This is a genomic window from Micromonospora sp. CNZ296 (assembly GCF_007827635.1).
In genome coordinates, this window is record NZ_VISW01000018.1 from 22,988 (window position 1) to 41,249 (window position 18,262).

General features: G+C 61.6%; 18 protein-coding genes. 8 read left to right on the plus strand and 10 right to left on the minus strand.

Annotation, left to right across the window (positions count from 1 at the left end):
* Positions 1-90 precede the first annotated feature (90 nt).
* Positions 91-864: an alpha/beta hydrolase gene (locus FB455_RS26010; RefSeq protein ID WP_145755130.1), complete on the plus strand. Its 774-nt coding sequence runs from the start codon at positions 91-93 to the stop codon at positions 862-864.
* A 24-nt stretch (positions 865-888) separates the two neighbouring features.
* Here the strand turns inward: FB455_RS26010 and FB455_RS26015 are convergent, their stop codons facing one another.
* Together FB455_RS26015 and FB455_RS26020 are read right to left on the minus strand one after the other, a co-directional pair.
* Positions 889-1,395: a DinB family protein gene (locus FB455_RS26015; protein WP_013286542.1), complete on the minus strand. Its 507-nt coding sequence runs from the start codon at positions 1,393-1,395 to the stop codon at positions 889-891.
* A gap of 44 nt (positions 1,396-1,439) precedes the next feature.
* Positions 1,440-2,099 (minus strand): M15 family metallopeptidase, encoded by a 660-nt coding sequence (locus tag FB455_RS26020; RefSeq protein WP_486481576.1) that lies wholly within the window; start codon positions 2,097-2,099, stop codon positions 1,440-1,442.
* Positions 2,100-2,110: 11 nt separating this feature from the next.
* Between FB455_RS26020 and FB455_RS26025 the strand changes: the two genes are divergently transcribed.
* Positions 2,111-3,754, plus strand: a complete 1,644-nt coding sequence (locus FB455_RS26025) for a recombinase family protein (RefSeq protein ID WP_145755131.1) — start codon at positions 2,111-2,113, stop codon at positions 3,752-3,754.
* A gap of 487 nt (positions 3,755-4,241) precedes the next feature.
* Here FB455_RS26025 and FB455_RS26030 read toward each other — a convergent pair whose 3' ends face one another.
* The gene (locus FB455_RS26030; RefSeq protein ID WP_145755132.1) at positions 4,242-5,114 is read right to left on the minus strand and encodes a hypothetical protein; all 873 of its coding nucleotides are present in this window, start codon (positions 5,112-5,114) and stop codon (positions 4,242-4,244) included.
* Positions 5,115-6,868: 1,754 nt separating this feature from the next.
* Here FB455_RS26030 and FB455_RS26035 point away from each other — a divergent pair.
* The 4 genes from FB455_RS26035 (at position 6,869) to FB455_RS26050 (ending at position 10,010) form a co-directional block, all read left to right on the plus strand.
* Complete coding sequence (locus FB455_RS26035) at positions 6,869-7,084, plus strand: hypothetical protein (protein WP_145755133.1); 216 nt, start codon at positions 6,869-6,871, stop codon at positions 7,082-7,084.
* A 699-nt stretch (positions 7,085-7,783) separates the two neighbouring features.
* A complete protein-coding gene (locus FB455_RS26040; protein WP_145755134.1) occupies positions 7,784-8,353 on the plus strand; it encodes a hypothetical protein in 570 nt (189 codons plus the stop codon).
* Positions 8,350-8,583, plus strand: a complete 234-nt coding sequence (locus tag FB455_RS26045; RefSeq protein ID WP_145755135.1) for a hypothetical protein — start codon at positions 8,350-8,352, stop codon at positions 8,581-8,583. The genes FB455_RS26040 and FB455_RS26045 overlap by 4 nt, the downstream gene beginning before the upstream one ends.
* 437 nt (positions 8,584-9,020) lie before the next feature.
* Positions 9,021-10,010: a phage major capsid protein gene (locus FB455_RS26050; protein ID WP_145755136.1), complete on the plus strand. Its 990-nt coding sequence runs from the start codon at positions 9,021-9,023 to the stop codon at positions 10,008-10,010.
* A gap of 175 nt (positions 10,011-10,185) precedes the next feature.
* Here the strand turns inward: FB455_RS26050 and FB455_RS26055 are convergent, their stop codons facing one another.
* Positions 10,186-10,416 (minus strand): hypothetical protein, encoded by a 231-nt coding sequence (locus FB455_RS26055; protein WP_145755137.1) that lies wholly within the window; start codon positions 10,414-10,416, stop codon positions 10,186-10,188.
* 367 nt (positions 10,417-10,783) lie between these two features.
* Here FB455_RS26055 and FB455_RS26065 point away from each other — a divergent pair, with 367 nt between their 5' ends.
* Positions 10,784-11,011 carry a GntR family transcriptional regulator gene (locus FB455_RS26065; protein WP_145755138.1) on the plus strand — a complete coding sequence of 76 codons (228 nt, stop codon included), beginning with the start codon at positions 10,784-10,786 and terminating at the stop codon, positions 11,009-11,011.
* A 309-nt stretch (positions 11,012-11,320) separates the two neighbouring features.
* Here FB455_RS26065 and FB455_RS26070 read toward each other — a convergent pair whose 3' ends face one another.
* The 3 genes from FB455_RS26070 to FB455_RS26080 all read right to left on the minus strand — a co-directional run bounded on the left by FB455_RS26070 (position 11,321) and on the right by FB455_RS26080 (position 13,756).
* Positions 11,321-11,956, minus strand: a complete 636-nt coding sequence (locus tag FB455_RS26070; protein ID WP_145755139.1) for an endonuclease VII domain-containing protein — start codon at positions 11,954-11,956, stop codon at positions 11,321-11,323.
* Positions 11,957-12,535: 579 nt separating this feature from the next.
* Positions 12,536-12,742 carry a hypothetical protein gene (locus FB455_RS26075; protein ID WP_486481574.1) on the minus strand — a complete coding sequence of 69 codons (207 nt, stop codon included), beginning with the start codon at positions 12,740-12,742 and terminating at the stop codon, positions 12,536-12,538.
* 48 nt (positions 12,743-12,790) lie between these two features.
* The gene (locus tag FB455_RS26080; protein WP_013286544.1) at positions 12,791-13,756 is read right to left on the minus strand and encodes an acetylxylan esterase; all 966 of its coding nucleotides are present in this window, start codon (positions 13,754-13,756) and stop codon (positions 12,791-12,793) included.
* 199 nt (positions 13,757-13,955) lie between these two features.
* Here FB455_RS26080 and FB455_RS26085 point away from each other — a divergent pair, with 199 nt between their 5' ends.
* Complete coding sequence (locus FB455_RS26085; protein ID WP_013286545.1) at positions 13,956-14,981, plus strand: LacI family DNA-binding transcriptional regulator; 1,026 nt, start codon at positions 13,956-13,958, stop codon at positions 14,979-14,981.
* A gap of 15 nt (positions 14,982-14,996) precedes the next feature.
* Here the strand turns inward: FB455_RS26085 and FB455_RS26090 are convergent, their stop codons facing one another.
* The 3 genes from FB455_RS26090 to FB455_RS26100 form a co-directional block, all read right to left on the minus strand.
* Entirely contained in the window at positions 14,997-16,277 is a 1,281-nt protein-coding gene (locus tag FB455_RS26090; RefSeq protein ID WP_013286546.1) for a D-alanyl-D-alanine carboxypeptidase family protein, read from the minus strand.
* 100 nt (positions 16,278-16,377) lie between these two features.
* Positions 16,378-17,100: a polysaccharide deacetylase family protein gene (locus FB455_RS26095; RefSeq protein WP_013286547.1), complete on the minus strand. Its 723-nt coding sequence runs from the start codon at positions 17,098-17,100 to the stop codon at positions 16,378-16,380.
* A complete protein-coding gene (locus FB455_RS26100) occupies positions 17,097-18,260 on the minus strand; it encodes an MGDG synthase family glycosyltransferase (protein WP_013286548.1) in 1,164 nt (387 codons plus the stop codon). Before FB455_RS26100 ends, FB455_RS26095 begins: the two co-directional genes overlap by 4 nt.
* Between the last annotated feature and the right edge of the window lie 2 nt (positions 18,261-18,262).

An 18,262-nucleotide genomic window follows, 5' to 3' on the forward strand; every position in this document is an offset into this window, starting at 1 on the left:
TCCGGCACGCACGGCCATCTTTTCCCGTGTGACGGTCCCGGGGCAATAGGAACGCCCTCATCGAACCCCTCCGAGGTACGCTGCCGCCTCATGGCGCTGATCCGGTGTGACTTCTTCTCCGAGGCGTTGGGCATGGGCACGTCGATGACGGTGCTGCTGCCCGATCGCGGCGCGGCCGGGATCGGCGTGCCGGGCGCCGCCGCCGACGGCGACCCGCCGGTGCTCTACCTGCTGCACGGCCTGACCGACGACGACACGGTGTGGACCCGGCGCACCTCGATCGAGCGGTACGTGGCGCCGCTCGGGCTGGCCGTGGTGATGCCGCAGGTGCAGCGGAGCTTCTACTGCGACGAGGCGCACGGCAACCGGTACTGGACGTTCCTCAGCGAGGAGCTGCCCGAGGTGTGCCGGTCGTTCTTCCGGCTGTCCACGCGGCGGGAGGACACGTTCGTCGCGGGCCTGTCGATGGGCGGCTACGGGGCGATGAAGTGGGCGCTGCGCCACCCGGAGCGGTTCGCGGCGGCGGCCAGCCTGTCCGGCGCGCTGGACGTGACGCGCCGCCGCCACCATGCGACCCGTCCGGTCGACCCGGCGGTGTGGCGCACCGTCTGGGGTGACGGCCCGGTGCCCGCCGACGACGACACGGTGGGGCTGCTGGAGCGCTCCGGCGACGACCGGCCGGCGCTCTACGTCGCCTGCGGCACCGAGGACTTCCTGTACGAGGACAGCATGCGGTTCCTCGACGTGGCCCGGAAGCGCGACCTGCCGGTCACCGTCGACTTCGGCCCGGGTGACCACGACTGGGCGTACTGGGACGCGCGGATCTCCGACGTGCTGGCCTGGCTGCCGCTGCGCACGCGCTGACCGGTGCGCGGGCGCTGAGCGGGCTCAGACGCCCACGGTGCCGTCGACCGCCTCGCGGATCAGGTCGGCGTGCCCGTTGTGGCGGGCGTACTCGTGCAGCATGTGCAGCATGACCAGGCGCAGCGAGACGTCCTCGCCCCAGCGTGCCTGGTGGCCGGTGACGTCGAGCGACTCGGCCTCCCGCTCGATGCGCCGGGCGTGCTCGATCTCCCGCTGCCACGCCTCGAACGCCTCCGCCGCATCGGCGTCGCGGGCGTCGTACGCCTGCTGGAAGTCGCCGCTGTCCGACCACACCAGCGGTACGTCCTCGGCGGCGATGACCCGGCGGAACCAGGTGCGCTCCACCTCCGCCATGTGGCGGACCAGGCCGAGCAGGGACAGCGTGGACGGCGGCGACGCCTGCCGGCGCAACTGCTCGTCGGTCAGCCCCTCGCACTTGAGGGCCAGCGTGGCCCGGTGGAAGTCGAGGAAGGCGCGCAACGACTCCCGTTCGTCCGCGAGCAGCGGCGGGCCGATCCGTTCGGTCTCCATGAGCGTCGAGCCTAGCCGCAATCGATCATGGTGGAACGACCGCGTCACCGCAGTGACGAACCGGCCACCGGGAAGTCGAACCAGGTGTCCGGGTACGGCTCGTCCACGTACCGGTAGTGCCACCACTCCAGCGGATAGTTCTCGAAGCCCTGCTCGGACATCAGCCGGCGCAGCAGGTCCCTGTTGTTCCGGGCGGTGTCGCTGATCCGCGCGTCGGCGGTGTGGGCGCGCGGGTCGAAGCAGTCGAACCCGGTGCCCATGTCGATCGAGTCGTCGGCGAAGCGGCGCCCGGCCGGGTCGGTGCAGGGCACGAGCGGCTGGCCGGGCGTGTACGCGGCCTGCGGGGGCCCGGAGACCGGAACCAGGGTCAGGTCGACCGTGCTGCCCCGGCTGTGCGCGGTGGGCGCGCCGATGTAGCCGTCGGCGAACAGCCGGTCCTTGGCTACGCCGGGATAGAACTCCCCCTTCATCCGCTGCTCGCCGGGGAGTTTCGCCCAGGCGACGAAGTCGTCAGCGGCGCGCTGCGGGCGGTAGCAGTCGTACACCTTGAGGCTGTGCCCGCCGGCGAGCGCGGCGGTCTGCACCCGGTGCAGCGCCTGCGCCGCCGGGCGGGTGAGCAGGCAGCGCGGCTCGGCGTACCCGTCGACGGGACGGCCGACGAAGTTGTGCGGGCCCGCGTACCGACGGGACTCACAGAGGCGTATCCTCCCTGCTCATGAGGGTTTTGGAAGCGCTGAGACTGAGCCGACAGCGGGAAGAGTCCACCTCGTTCCCGAGGCAGAGAGAAGACATCAAAAAAATCCTTCCCGATTACTCCGGTCAGATTGTTTATACGGCAGAAGACATGGACGTCTCAGCCGGTACGGTCGATCCCTTCTCTCGTCCGGGGTTGGGACCGTATCTGAATGATCCGGAGAAGATTAGTTCTTATGACGCTATCGCATGGGCGAAACTAGACCGCGCTATCCGAAACATGATGGACCTTAACCGACTGGCTACGTTTGCAGTCGAGAATAAGAAGGTTCTCATCTTTGCTTCCGGTCCGGGCGGTTCCCTTGCGCTTGACTTCCGCAAGCGTGATCCCATTACAAACCTCATCCTGCAATTCCTCGCGTTTGCTGCGGAACTAGAATGGATTGCCATTTCAGAGCGCAATAAAAGCGCATCTGATTATCTCCGGAGTGTTGGTCGCTATAAGGGTGGCCCTATTCCGTTCGGCTACATGAAGGTACGGAATCCTGACGGAGAAGGGTTCATCCTGGCTCATGATCCCGTTAGTTCAGAAGTCATAAAAGAGGCTGTCAGAAGAGTTATCGATGGTGAGACTTCCGAGGCAATCTGTCGGGACTTCACGTCCCGAGGAATCCTGACACCTAAGCAGCATTCCTCCATGCGTGCGGGTAAGCCTGTTCAGAAAATCGGCAGCAACGGTAAGCCGATCACCTGGGGAGCGTCAGCCCTCACGAATGACATTCTGCGGAGCAGGAATCTTCTCGGCGAGACTGAATACTTTGCCAAGGATGAAGATGGCAAGCAGATCAAAGACGAGAACGGTAAGCGGGTTAGAAGAGTCGTACGTGACAGCAAGGGTTTGCCGGTACTCAGGGGCGAACCGCTGATTACCTATGAAGATTTCGACCGCCTACAGGCTGCCCTAGACCGTAGGGGTTTGGCTACGGCACCTAGAAGGCATGACGCTAATCCTCTGCTAGGTGTTGCCAAGTGCATCAAATGCGGAGCGAACTTCTATCGCAGGGAATGGAAAGACGATACGGGTAAAGTCTCTGCCTATTACTACTGCGCAACCAAAACCGGCAAAGACAAGTGCACTCCCGGTATCAACTCTGAGCTTCTAGAGCAGAGAATCTTGCAGGGAGTCGTTTCTACCTTCGGTCACCTAGAGGTGATGGAAAAGCGTTATGTCCCTGGGGAGGATTACAGCCAAGAGCTAGCACAGGTTGACAGGGCTATTGCTGGTGTTCGTCGGGAAAGGGATCTCGGGTTTTACGAAGGTGACGACCAGGGCTATGAGGATCGGCTAGGCAATCTGATTAGCAGGAGAAAGGAACTTCTTACCAAGCCGTCTAAGCCTGCCGGGTGGAACTATGTTCCTACCGGAAAGAGCTACAAAGAACTTTTCACTAATGCTTCTCTCCAAGAAAGAAGGGCACTTCTTATCAAGGCAGAAGTAATCGCATATGCCGGTAAGCCGAAAGATGAGGCAGAAAAATATCAGATGCTTTCTAGCGTCAAGCTTATGCGTCCTGCTTCTCAGGGGATTACCGACATTGCAGGGCCGCTAGCCCTTCACATGTTCTTTGATGAGGAAATTGAAGAGAGGATCAGAGGCAGGAAATAACTACCCGAATAATCGGAGAATGCCCCGGCAATGTCCGGGGCTTTTCCTTGTCCTCATCCTCTGATTCTTCCTAGCCTTCTAATTCCGGGATGAATTACCCGTCAACTCTTAGGAGGAATTATGAAAGAATTAGATACGACGAGTCGGCTAGTAGAGCCATTCGATAACCGCTATCGGAAGTGCTCCGATTGTGGGCTAACCCTTCACGTCTATCAGTACCCCTATGCGGACAGCAGCAGAACCGAACGGGATTACTCCTGCTGTCTCTCATGCCGCTATGAGCGTGCACTAGGGAGCATGCCCCGTACGCCAGGACCAGGCGATAGACGCAAGATCAACACGTAGGGTACTGGCCGGCAAAACTCTGTGTAGTGGATCTTGGAACAGGAATCAGCGCATGGGAGAAGGCATGCACAGGGCATGCCCTTAAACGGCCCTGTAAGCCTCTCTGACAGCCCCACAACCCTTCCGGGTAGTCCTGTATCCCCTAGACACTCTCCGACTCTCCTAGGCTGTCTCTGGCTACCTCAATCACACAGAGGGGGTCAAGCCCTGGTGCCAGAGAACCAACCAACCTCGGGGCTAGGTCGGCAGCGCCAGGAGCAGGGTCACCAATCTTCCGAACATGAACGGGAGATTCAAACTGCATCATCGTTGCCGGATATCCGTAGCAGTGCTCGTGAAGTTCCGAATAAAGCTTCTGCTCATAGCCAGAGGCATTGGCTACGTAGCCCGGAATCACATGATCCCTGTGCATCATCAGATGCGAGTATTCGGCATCAGAAAACCTAGGGTTCTTCAGAATTGCCGCTAGGGTCTTCTGCCCTTCCGAAAGATACTGCCTTCCCCGCTTGATGTCGTCTAGCGGGATTCCATCACGGTAGACCTGTAGCAAAACGTTTAGCTCTGATGCCTTTTTCTGCATCCGGTTATCGGCTAACGCTCGCAGGATCATCGGGCTTACGTTCGGCCATGCTTCGAGCTGTTCTCTGACATACGACAGATGACTATCGGTTCTCTCTCTGAGAGCATCAACCTCTTTCTTAACGGCTGACTTAATCCGGCGGTTTAAGAAGTCAAGCGCTCGATAGTGATAGGTGAAGTCTGGATACCGGCTGACGTAACTTTCCCTGTCGCCGGACTTCTCGGCTTCCTTCTCGTGATGTGCAATCAGATCATCGGCATTCCAATAGAGAGGGTTCCTCTCCACATGGGTTAAGAGGTCTTCTCTAACAATCCAAGTAATCGAGTCCCTGTCTTCATCAGATAACTCATACTTCCGAATCTCTAACTCTGCCTGTCGGCTAATGAAATCCCCGATGGGTTCACCGGAAACGATCGTGTCATAAGTAAACTGCATTACTCTCTCCAATGATCTCGTCTAATAGGTGTAGCGGCATACACAGGTAGCAAAGCGGGGAATCCTCATGGAACAGGAAAGCTCCGAAGCTTTCCCTGCATCCTTCACACGTCCTGTATTCCTGGCCGACTCCGCATGGAGTCGTATCCCTGGTTTCTTCTTCACTCATCTTTTCTCTCCTAGATTTTCTGCATAGAAAAAGCCGGAAACCCTCTGAGGATTCCGGCTGATGTTGGGTTGTATGACGGGAGGCTTTTCCCGCCTCCCACGTATGAAGTAATAACTTGCCTAGAGCCCTAGGCCATGACTGTGACTAGCGTCACATCCTTACGGCATCTCCTGTTCGGTCCCTTCACCTAATAGAAGGCGGGTTACCTTCTGGGAAGCTAGGACATCCCTACAGACCAGACCCCATGTGTCCTACTTCTGAGTTTGTACGGTCCCTTGTAATAGTGGAGCTTCGTTCTACTCCGCTCCACCTAGAAAGACGCCTCTTTCCAAAAATTAGAGGCGTCTAGTTCAATCCTCCTTAAAAACAGTCGGATTGAATAGAGAATTAAGATCATAAGTTAATTCTTAGATGGTTTTACTAGAAGATGGTTTTACTAGAAGTGTCTTCTCAGGAAGACACGCTAAGAATTACTGATTCTTTCTTACGAAAGTTCTTAGGGATAATGCTCCCTGCGGTCGCAGGATTCTAGTTCTGAAATTCAAGTGCCGATAAAGGCAGGGCTTGCCCTGCCCTGGTATTCCGTCTGTCGTTTCACTCTGCCGGAATCCCTTCCCTTTCTTCTGCCGATACCTGCACAGCTTTGGCTGTGCCTAAGAGTGTGTTTCGGCCTTAACGATCGTTCATATTCTTAGTGCCGTATAGGCATATGTCCTGAGTTCCGAAAACTACGGTCCCTTGTATATGCGGACCGACAAACAGCTAACAAGGAAACCCACCATGATTGTTTACGCTATCGAACTAATCCCAGGACACGCCGAGATCGGCGTTACAGACAACCTCGCAAGTGTGGTTGATCGTGTCCGTAACGAAGTCTCTTCTACTCGTCCTAGACGCATCTATACCGATGACTTACCGGAAGCTCAGGCTTCCGAGGCTTTACGCCGATTAGAAGCCGTAGCACAGGAGCATGGTTATCGCGCTACTTCCGGCCCGTCCGCCGGGCCTAATCGCTGGTGCGTTGACATGATTGCCCTTCACACCTTCTACCGTCGGCTAGTTCCATGCCAGATGTTCGGAGCTAACCCGTGGGACAGCTACGGCAACAGGCTTCCCGGGGTACCCCAAAAGGAATGGGTTCCCTCCGTCCTCTGATCTGTTGGAGGCTAGTAATACAGATGTGAACGAGGTTAATCGTTCCACTCCTAGGGTATTTTCTCGTAACACAACGGGGGTTGGTTTTCTTTTCCTTTCACCAACCCCCCTTTAAGTTTCCGCCGATAAGCCCGGCGGTTTGTGGGGCTATGTAGATAGTTCCTCTCATGGGGATTGGGTCGGAGCGGCAGCCCGGCCCTTTCTCATCCCCTCCCTTTCCCCGCGAACCACTGTGGTTCGTCCCTACGGGACAACAGCTCTGCTGTTGCGGTCCACCTAATCCCTAATCCCTAAAAGGGGGTTTGAAATGCACGACAGAATCGGTCCGTACCAGACTCCCGAGAGGGGAACCGATAATTACCTCAGACGTCTATATGTTCTAAAGGGCAATGGCGGAAGGGTTGCTATCGGTACGTGTGGGGTTGATGAGATGACTGACATTCTCAAGTCAACCTATAGAGACAACGGGTTACACGAGAGTGATTACTTCCTCTCGACTCCCGTAACCAACTCCCCTTCATACCTTGAAGAACTGCGCAGTTACTGCGCAGAGCATGGCGAGGAAATCTCGCCGAACGTTTATGAAGCTGACTTTTTACAGGTCACGCTGTTTGCTAACTCTCTTATTCCTGGGGGTTGGCTATGAGCGCTCCAAAGGTTCCTCTCCCCGGGCCTGTTCCTAGTCCTGAGCAGATCCAGCAAAACCGCCTCCTGTAGTTCAGGGCAACGCCAGTAAAGATGTGTTGCGTTCCAACGCATCCGGTGACTACGTAGAGGGGAATGCTCGAATCTGCCCCGCCTAGCGGCAAACCCTCCCCCTGGTGCTGACGCACAACCAGACCACACACCAACCACCACGCCTAGCACGTACGGCTAGCGTGCCTCAGAGCGTTTCTAACGGCCGTAGCGCTCTGCTCCCTGGTCCTGGTCTACCTCGCAGCCCTGAGGCTGTCTGAGGCTATCCGCAGAAGATCACAGATAAACACAAAGACTAATTATGTAGAGCTAATGAGTTACGCATATAGTGGCGAATTCATTAGACAATAAACAAGACACGTCTGATGATCTCTCGTTTATATGTCTCATTGCATGAGCGTTCAGCACAAAGAATGTTCATCCTTTATTGCGTGGCTGAGTATGTGCGTGTGTATTTCTTCGGAGTTATTCCTATGCCTGCATGTGTATGGGTATAGGGGGGCAACCCCCTAGCGCTTTCTTCCCGAGCGGTGGAGGGGCTGGAATTCCTTTTGCGTACGGCCTAGAGATAACGGGCCGTGCGGTGCAATTCATGTCCTAAAAGCCTCTTTTCAGGCTAACCAATCCGGCAATATCAGGAGGTGAAGTAATGGTGTCTCGGATCGCAGATCCTTTAGGGCAAAGCCCGCTAGACGCCCATAAGATCACGTCTAATGTGATTGCCGATTATTCAGGACTGGATTTTGATGCTGTCTTCTTTCAGCTAAAGCCGATTCTAGAAGAGTCTCAGGACGTAATGGATTCGATCGGCAATCCGGTAGGCATGGCTAGAAAGATTTGCCATATGATCTGCGATGAGCAGAGAGCAGAGCTGTTGCACTCCCAGGATCAGTATTTCTATCGGAAGTCTGAGGTTGCAGGGTTACTTGATTCCGTCTTCTCGGGACCGCTGGATGAGTCCGATATCCCGTATGACTACGAATCACTTCTAAGAGGCTCTGACGCTATGGATATGGCAGCCGATATCAAGGCTGCCTTTAGACAGCTACCTCTGCGCTATCGCGCGGCAATCTATAAGCAGTATGCGCTAGGCGAGAAGCCTGCTAATGCATCTTACGAGCGGAGGATTGTTGACAAGGCTGTTACTGCTCTGGTCAACACCATGAACGGAACGCCATACGTTCCGACACGTAAGCCCTACAGAAAGAAGAACTCATGAGGACTATCTACTTTCGTTGTGCCGATACGGCTAAGCCGTTAGCGGCGTTGCAGGTAGACGACAAGACTTTTAATGATGAGACTATCGATATCTTTACCGGACCAATGGCTAACGCAAAGGTTCATGGACGCCTAGAAGGCGTAACTCGCGTGCAAGTGGCAGAAGCGAGCGATGACTTTTGCAAGTTTGATGATCTGGACTGGATCGACCTACCAAGTTCTTACCTGTAAGCAATTCCACTCTCTAATCGCTAATTACTGTGCGTTCCAGCCGGCCGCACTCTAAGTAATGGCGATAAATCAAGCTTCCCTCTAATGCAGAGGGGTCGGCAACACAGTTGCCTCTAGGTCTTATGACCGTTAGGGAGTCCTGGCGACTCCCATTTACCGCAATCTTCAATTGCCTTTCAGGCGAACGAACGTTCGCGGTTTTACGCCCATAGGCAGACGGGTCTTTTGGATCAGTCAACCCATCCTGTTTAAGGCAAACCAAAGTTCTTCGGCTAATAGCTACCCCGGAGGTAGTCAGATGCATATGCCGCAATAGCTCTGCTATTGCCCTAAGGGCTAACGGAGTTAGCGGCTAACGAAGATATCCCAGGTGGATTGGTGCGCTATGCGCATACGAAAGGCAACGCCTTTCTAGCGATCTTCGATCGTATCGCCGCATGGCGTTTTTTCATTCAACCAATTCACACAGAAAGTTTACTATTATGCCAAGTTACAATGATATTCTTAGCCGTTCAGATAACGGCGCAATTGAAGTACCGGAGCAGGTTGCCGCACAGGTAATTTCTGCCGCTAATGGTGAGTCTGTTGTTCTACAGCTTGCCCGTAAGGTTCGTATGCCGAGCCGGAGCTACCGTCAGCCAGTTCTTAGCGTTCTACCAGATGCATATTGGGTCAACGGGGATACTGGAATGAAGCAGACTACTAAGGCGCAGTGGTCAGACGCCGTAATCACGGCAGAACCTCTCGCCGCTCTTGTGGTTGTACCTGATGACTTCATTCAGGATTCAACCGTTCCGATTTGGTCGGAGCTACAGCCGCTTATGTCTCAGGCTATGGGTCGCGCTATCGACCAGGCAGCACTATGGGGCGTAAACAAGCCTGCATCTTGGAGCCAGTCTGTTTACCAGCAGGCAGCGGCAGCGGGCAACTATGTTGAGCTAGGACAGGGTGGCACTGGCAAGACTGATATTGAGTATGACATCGCTCAGATGGGTCTACAGCTAGCTAACGACGGTTTCCAGCTACGCCAGGTCGCAACTGAGCCTGGGTTCCGTTGGAAGCTTGCTTCTCAGCGAACTTCTGCCGGTGAGCCTGTCTACACGAATCTTGCTGGTTCTACTGGTCTTGAGTTCGTAGAGAGCACTAACGGCGCATGGAATCCAGAGGTAAAGGCGATTGGTGGGGATTGGAGCAACGCGATTGTTGGTATCCGTACCGACATGACCTTCACTCTTCACACCGATGCGGTTATTACCGATGATGACGGTAAGGTTGTCTTCAATGCGATGCAGCAAGACTCGACTGTTGGTCGTTTCGTAATGCGTGTTGGTTTTGTCGTAGCCAACCCTGCTACGCACAACAGCACTGTTGCTTCCGCTCGCTCTCCGTTCTCTCTTCTAGTAGACAACGATTCAGTTGGTAGCTAAGCCGTAGGCTTCTAAGAACCTTCGGTTCGCTAAACCTCTCTCCTGAGGTTTCGTTAGCAAAACACCCATATAAAAAAGACCCTCTCTCTAAAGTTCCAAGGAAAAAGCTTCGTGCCTAATCCAAGGTTCTCTAGGGAGAGGGTTCTTTTTTTTGTGCTTTTATCCAGCTATCGGGTTACCCCCATATCTCCACCGGCTTACCGATATCAGCAGAAAGTCTCTCTAGCCAGATGTCTAGATGATCCTCGGTGGTTTTGATGATCTGGCTTCCGTCAATCCGAACCAGAAGAACGAATTCAGGCGTCAGAAGCACGTACCCGATTGCTACGCCGTGAGCGTGAAGAACGAGGGTTGTCGGCCCTGTGCCGACTAGAACGGTGTCTAGCTTCTCTAGATCCATCTTCATCAGGGCTGCTCCCCTCCCCCGTTCCGGCGGAACGCATGGCTAGCTCTCCACTCCGCAGCAGGCGTGAGTAGAGGGGTTGTGCGGATGATCTGTGTCGGCTCATCGAAGATCCGTCGTCCAGCCGTTGCACCGCCTCTGTGCGGGTAGTAGGTAGCCGGGCCTGCCTCGGGCACCTCTTGGTGCTGTTGACGGCGCAGAAGCCCTCTCAGCCGGTTTAGAAGCCCTCTCAGCTTCACTAGCCCTCACCCCTCCGTGTGGTCCCTGCCCTGACAGACGCCACCCTAGTAGCAGTGTTGACAGAGTGAGCAGTGTTGACACAAGAGACATTGCGGACAGTGCCGGATATAGGGAGTGATCTAATTTCCGTATGGAGGGATACGTACCGGCTTACCGCCGGATCATTAATTCAATCCGCTCAAGTGTTGAGTCCGGTCAGTTGAAAACCGGTGACAAGCTTCCTTCACTGCCTGAAATCGCGGATCAGTTCGACTGTTCTGTAGGGACAGCTCGCCGTGCACTAGAGCGTTTGATGGTTTCCGGTGAGGTAGAAGGTAGGCAGGGTGTCGGCTACTTCATTACAGGCAAGAAGCCATAACGACAGAGGCACGAAAAAAGCCGGGGGTAGGTAATCCCTACACCCCGGTCTGTTCTCTCGTTACAGAGGCTCTGAAAGCCCTCTAAATAGCTCCTAGGCAGACGCCTACTCTTCTTCATCCTCTGGCACACAGAGAATCGTGATTGTGTCTGTCGCCTTATCCAGCAGTACAGGGAAACCATCGATCTCCGATCGGATGAAGTCTGATGATGGACGATTACCGTTCCTCATCATCCATACGCTTTCCTTCTCTGCCTGCAACTTCGGCCATCTCTTCATAGTCTTACCTTCTTTCTATGCCGCAAACCCTTAGGGTTTTAATCCTTTCAGGCTGCTAGGGCATGGGTTTCTGTTGGTTGAATACTTCTCTAGGTATGCGATTGCAGACCTGAGGATTTCCAGGGAGTCCTGCAAAGCTCCAATTCCCGTATTGCATGCATGGCAGAGAATTCCTCTCACCGCTCCTGTTTCGTGACAGTGGTCTACGTGCCAGTTGACCCCCGTAGGTGTATTGGTGTTGCAGATTGCACAGGTACCCCCTTGTGCGGCAAGCATGGCTTCAAACTCAGCCTTACTAATGCCGTACTTTCGCTGATAGTTCTGATCGGTCTTACAGCTAAGACATACGTTGCCGGTACCGGATGCTCTACTACTGTTGAGACTCATGCAGGACACGGGAACGATGTGGTCAGAGTAGAAGCACCAGTCATAACCAGCCGGAATGTCTGCTGGTCGAACCTTCCGAACCCTCTTAACTCGTTCTCCGCTAGCTAGCTTCTCATCTGATTGCCTGACAGCATCCCTGTGGCACGGTTTACATCTGGAACCTAATCCGTCCCCGGTATCTCGGTTTCTTGCAAAGTTCTCTACCTTCTCTAAGTGCTCCCTATAACCACACCACTTGTAACCCTCTGGCACAACCAGATCCTTTGGCTTTCTTGCCATACCTTTCCTCTCCTGTATTTGGGCACAAGAAAAGGGCCACCCATTCGGGCAGCCCTTCTCGGCTTGATTGCTGTTCGATTAGAAGACTTCTGCCGACTCTCTCGGCTCAATCCATGACATGACAGGCTCACCGGCAATGTCAGTCACGGTTAGCTCTACCAGGCTTGTTCCGTCCGGAGTCTCTTCTACAATCTCTTCTGAGGTGAGCTGAGCGAACGGGAAAGAGCAGCCGCAAGGGAAGCTGATTTCCTCATAGCTCCTAACAAGCCTGCCGTTTATCTCGGCGTATTGGGTTGTGATTTGGTAGCCGGTAACGGCCTGGTCATGCTGGTTGCAGAAGATCACGTCATGCCCTTCCGGGCCGTGCCTCCCCAGGCACCAGGCAGCAACCGTACTGAGGTAGCTCTCAGACAGCGCTCATGCGCTATAACCGTTGTCCTGTAAGGGTTTCAGGGCTACAGGGCTTGTGGAGCAGCCCTGCTAATGGTGTGTGGCACACAGTATGAGCAGTTCCTGATCTTCATAAGTCATGGGGATCTATCTTCCCTGCTCAGGATGCTTGTCGTCAGACTGTCAGTTTCACTTGCACGCGCCCGCGTACCGGATGTCGGTCCGGACGGTGGGGTCGACGGTGGTGAGGTCCACGACGTCCGCCGGGGCCCGGGGGCCGGTCGGGGTGGGTGAGGGCGGCGCGGACGGCGACGGGGACGGCGCGGGCCGCTGGCAGGCGGCGAGCAGCGCGGCCGCGACGGCCAGGACCGCCGTCGCGCGCATGCCGGTGCCCATCCGCCGTGTCTACCAGCCCGGGCGGGCCGGCATCGGCGGAACCGGTGGTCAGCCGCCCAGCACGGTACGCAGGAAGTCGACGGCGGCGGCGTCGTCGTCGATGCCGCCCGCCTCGTGGCCGTTGAACCGCCACACCGTCAGATCCTTGTCGCCCCGGTAGTCGTGGTAGGCGGCGTAGACGGTGGACGGCGGCGTGATCTCGTCCATCAGCGCGACGGAGAACCGGGCCGGCACTGTGGCGCGGCGGGCGAACGCGACGGCGTCGACGTAGCCGAGCGTGCGCAGCGCCTGCTCCTCGCGGTCGCGGTGCACGGCGAGGTAGTCGCGGATCTCCCGGTACGGCGTGGCGTCGGTGATCGTGATCGCGCGTGGGATGTCGCAGAGGAACGGCACGTGCGCGACAGCCGCGCGGACCCGCGGGGCCAGCGCGGCGGCGGCGAGCGCGGCGGCGCCGCCCTGACTGTGACCGAGTACGGCGAGCCGGTCCGGGTCGACAGCGGGCAGCTCGCACGCGGCGTCCACGGCGCGGACCGCGTCGGTGAGGAAGCGCCGGTAGTAGTACTTGTTCGGGTCCTCGATGCCCCGGGTGGCCATGCCCGGCGCCTGCGGTCCGGCGGCGGCGACGTCGGGTGTGTCGCCCCGGCTCCACCCCGAGCCCTGGCCGCGCGTGTCCATCTGGAGGTGCGCGAAGCCGGCCGCGGACCAGAGCAGGTTCTCCAGCGCGTGGCCGCGCCCGCCGCCGTACCCGACGTACTGCACGATCGTGGGCAGCGGCTCCGTCGCGCCGCGCGGCACCCGCAGCCAGGCGCGGATCGGCTGTCCGGCGAAGCCGGGGAAGGTGACGTCGAAGACGTCGACAGCGGTCAGCGGCGTGGGCAGCGGCGTCGCCGTCACGGGGTCGCCGCAGGAGCGCGCCTGTGCCAGAGTGTCAGCCCAGAAGGCGTCGAAGTCCGGAGGCTCGTGCAGGTCGCTGCGGTAGGTGCGGAGTTCGGCCTCGGTCAGGTCGGTGAACACGCCTCGGTTTTCCTCGTCGTTCGTCGGGGGTGGACGGCGAGCCGTCGGAAGATGACGGGCGCATTTCCGGAACGTTTCCGCAACTCGTGCGAACGCTAGGGCCGGTCCGGCCTGTCGTCAAGCCCTCGGCGTACGGCAAGATGTGCGTGGGGCGGGACGGTCTACCGGTCGGTTCCGGCAGCCGGCGAAGGGAACACGGGTGAGCGCGGACGACGAGCGCAGGGTGACCATCACCGCGATCGCACGGGAGGCCGGCGTCTCGGTCCCGACCGTGTCGCGCGTGCTCAACGGGCGGTCCGACGTCGCGCCGGACACCCGGGAACGGGTCGAGGAGCTGCTGCGCCACCACGGCTACCGCCGCCGCGGCAGCCGTACCGTGCGCCGGGCGGACCTGGTCGACCTGGTCTTCAACGACCTGGACAGCCCGTGGGCGGTGGAGATCATCCGCGGCGTGGAGGACGTCAGCCACGCCGCCGGGGTGGGCACCGTCGTCTCGGCGATCCACCGCGAGTCCAGCTCCACCCGGCAGTGGCTGCACAACCTGCGCGCCCGCGCGTCCGACGGCGTGATCGTGGTGACCTCGCACCTGAGCCCGGCCGTGCAGGCCCAGTTGCGGCGCCTCAACGTGCCGGTGGTGGTGGTCGACCCGGCGGCCGGCGTGGCCGCCACGGACGTGCCGGCGATCGGCGCCACCAACTGGACCGGCGGCCTGGCCGCCACCGAGCACCTGCTCAAGCTCGGCCACCGCCGGATCGGTTTCGTGGCCGGCCCGCCGCACCTGCTGTGCAGCCGGGCCCGGCTGGACGGCTACCGGGCCGCGCTGGCCGCCGCCGGAGTCGCCGCCGACGACCGGCTGGTGCAGCCCGGCGACTTCTACCACGCCTCCGGGTTCACCGCCGGTGGCGCGCTGCTCGACCTGGACGACCCGCCGACGGCCATCTTCGCCGCCAGCGACCAGATGGCCTTCGGCGTGTACGAGGCGGTGCGCCGCCGCGGGCTGCGGGTCTGCGACGACGTGAGCGTGGTGGGCTTCGACGACCTGCCCGAGGCGCGGTGGGCCTCACCGCCGCTGACCACGGTGCGCCAGCCGCTGGTGGAGATGGGCCGGCTCGCCGCGCGTACGGTGCTGCGGCTGGCCCAGGGCGAGGAGATCGACTCGCCCCGGGTCGAGCTGGCCACCGAACTCGTGGTGCGGGACAGCACAGCGGGGCCCGCCTACCGCTGATCCGGGCCGCTCCTTTCAGTCCTGTTCCGGAATTTCCGGCTCCCGTAGAGCCGACCCGGCCGACAAGGCGACGGCGGCGGCGTTACGGCGACGCCGGGCCAGCAGCAGCGCTCCCCCGGCCGTCAGCACCGCGCCCACCGCCACAGTCACGCCCGTACCGGGACGCGGCCCGGGTGCCGCCCCGCCGCCCCGCAGACCGGCCTGCCCGGCCAGCGCCGAGGCCGCCCCGCCCGCCGGTGGCGCCGGCCGGTCCAGCTCCCCCGGCTCGACCAGCCGTCCCACCGCGGCGTCGCGGGGCTGCGCGAACCCCCAGTCCAGCAGCGCCGCGCCCTGCTGCCAGCCCCGCTGCGTGGTCACCTCGGCGCCGAGCAGCGTGACCACGAGACGCCGCCCGCCGCGCTCGGCCGCGCCGACGTACGTGTGCCGGGCCAGGTCGGTGAAGCCGGTCTTGCCGCCGAGCGCGCCCGGATAGTGGTCCAGCAGCATGTTGTCGTTGGAGATCGCGAACCCCTTCGCCCGCTGCGCCGGCTGGGCCGGGATCTGCGCGATCCGGGTGGCGGCGTACCTGCGGAACGCCGGGTCGGCGAAGCACGCCCGCGCGATCAGCGCCAGGTCGTACGCGCTGGTGAACTGCCCCGGTCCGTCCAGCCCGGACGGGGTGACCGCGTGCGTCTGCCGGGCGCCCAGGCGGTGCGCCTCCTCGTTCATCGCCCGCACCCCGCCGGCCAGCCCGTCCGGGCCGCCGCCGAGGCGGGCGAGCGCGTTGGCCGCCTCGTTGCCGGAACGCAGCAGCAGGCCGAGCCAGATCGTCTCGATCTGGTAGCGCCCGCCCTCCACCAGCCCGACCGCCGAGCTGCCCGGTTCGACAGCCAGGTCCCCGGCGGTCACCGTCACCTCCCGGTGCGGGTCCAGCCGGGGCAGCATGGTGGCGGCCAGCAGCAGCTTCTGCACGCTCGCCGGTACGCCGTACTCGTGCGGGCCGCAGCCGCCGAGCACCGCGCCGCTGTCCAGGTCGGCGACCACCCAGGAGGTGGCTGTCACCGCAGGCGGCGCGCTCGACGCGGGCGGGACGACCAGGCCGGCGGTGTCGAGCGCGGCGCCGCCGACGGCCCGCGCGGCCGGGTCGGGCGCCGGCGGCGGCTGCGGCGGCCGGGTCGACGGGGCCGGCACGTTCGGGCAGGGCGGCGCGGCGGGCAGCCGGCGTACGGGCGAGCGGACGGCGGCCACGGCCGGTGTCGCCGGCACCGGCAGCAGCAGGGCGGCGGCCAGCGCCACGAAGGGTCCCCAGGTCCTCATGACCCGGACGCTAGCCACGCCGACCCGAACGGGTCACCGGCTCCGGGATTCGCGTTCCGGCGCCGCGGGCGCGCGGTAGGCTCCGCCGCCCGCTCGCGGATCAGCGCGCGCGGAGCCCGTGGCCGGCGAGCGGGCCGACGTGCCATCCGCGCCGGCGACACTCGGCCAGCACGCGCGGAAGCGCGGCGAGACCGGCCCGCCAGGCGCCCGGTGCGGCGGTACGGGAGGAGTCGTGCAGCAGGATCGTGCCGCCCCCGTCCAGCCCGGCCAGGACGGTGCGTGCGACGGTGCCGGCGGTGGCCGTGGCGGTCCAGTCCCGGCCCCAGCAGCTCCACAGCACCGGCCGCAGGCGCAGCCGCCGGGCGGCCACGAGCGCGGCGGTGGTGAGCACGCCGTACGGCGGTCGCAGGAACCGGGGCGGACGACCGGTCACGTCGGTGACCAGGTCGTACGCGCGGGTCAGATCGCGAACCGTGCGAGCCGGGCCGCGCAGCAGCAGGTTGTCGTGCGTCCAGCCGTGCACGGCCATCTCGTGGCCGTCGCCGACCACCCGGCGACCCAGCGCCGGGTGGCGCCGCAGCATCGCGCCGAGCACGAAGAACGTGGCGCGGACCCGGTGCGCCGCCAGCACGTCCAGGACGTGGCCGGTGGACTCCGGGTCCGGGCCGTCGTCGAAGGTCAGCGCGACCCGGTCGGGCGCCCCGAGCCCGTGCAGGCCGGGCAGCAGCAGCCGCCGTACGGCGGGCAGGGCCGTCACCACCGGCGCCGCCTGCACCGCCGGCAGCGCGAGCGCGGCGGCCCGGGCGAGGGTGGCGGCTCTCATCGCAGCCCGCCGGTGGACTGGAGCAGCGCGGCGAGGACGGCGACCGCGTCGCCGACCGGGTCCAGCAGGGGGCGACGTGTACCGGCCGGGCCCGCGGGCGGTGCCCGGCGTGCCGCCTCGGCGACCAGGCCGGCCGGGTCCTGGGACACGTCGTCGCGGGACGGGGCCACCGGTCCGGTCCCGATCACCGCCGCGAGCACCGGCCCGAGTTGCTGCGGTGTGGCAGCCCACCGGCTCAGGCCGGCGCGGGCCAGGATCGCGGCGTTCGCGCGTCCGTGCCCGGCGATGGGCCGGTACGTGACCACCGGCAGCCCGGCCGCCAGCGCCTCCTGGCAGGTCAGCCCACCGGCGTTCTCCACCATGACGTCGACGGCGCGCATCAGCGCCGGCATGTCGTCGACCCAGCCCAGCACGTGCCGGCCGGCGCCGCGCAGCCGGTGGCGCAGCGCCGCGTTGTGCCCGCACACCACGACCGGCCGGACGCCCGCGGCGGCGACCTCGGCCACCGTGGCCGCCACCTCGCCGGTGCCCCAGGAGCCCGCGACGACGAGCGCGAGCACACCCTCGGCCGGGAGACCGAACCGCTGCCGGGCCCGCCGCCGGTCCTCCGGGCCGGTGCGGGTGAAGGCGCGGGACACCAGCGGCTGCACCGCGGTGACGTCGGCGGCGGAGGCCTGGTGCGTCTCGGCGTGGCGGACCGCGCAGTACACGTCGACGCCCGGCGCGAGCCAGGTCGGGTGCACCACGAAATCGGTCACATAGGTGATCACCGGAACACGGAGCCGCCCGCGGCGCCGCAGCGGGCCGAGGAGCTGGTTGGCGAACGGATACGTGGTGACCACGGCCCGCGTGTCGGGCGGGATGCAGCGGCGCAGGTGACGTCGGAACGGCCGCAGCAGTGCGCGGATCGCGCGTACGGCGGTCTGCGAGCTGCCGGTCAGCCGGAACAGCGCGTGGTAGCCCCAGGGAAGCCGGTGCAGCACGCCCCGGTACGTCTCGCGTACCGCCCGGTGGACCGGGTGGGGCAGCAGGTGCAGGAGGTTCAGCCGGTCCACCGCGAAGCCCCGCGCACGCAGCCGGTGCGCCAGCTCGTCGGCAGCCCGGTCGTGTCCGGCGCCGATGTCCGCCGAGACCACCACGATCCGGCCCGGGTGCTCCATGC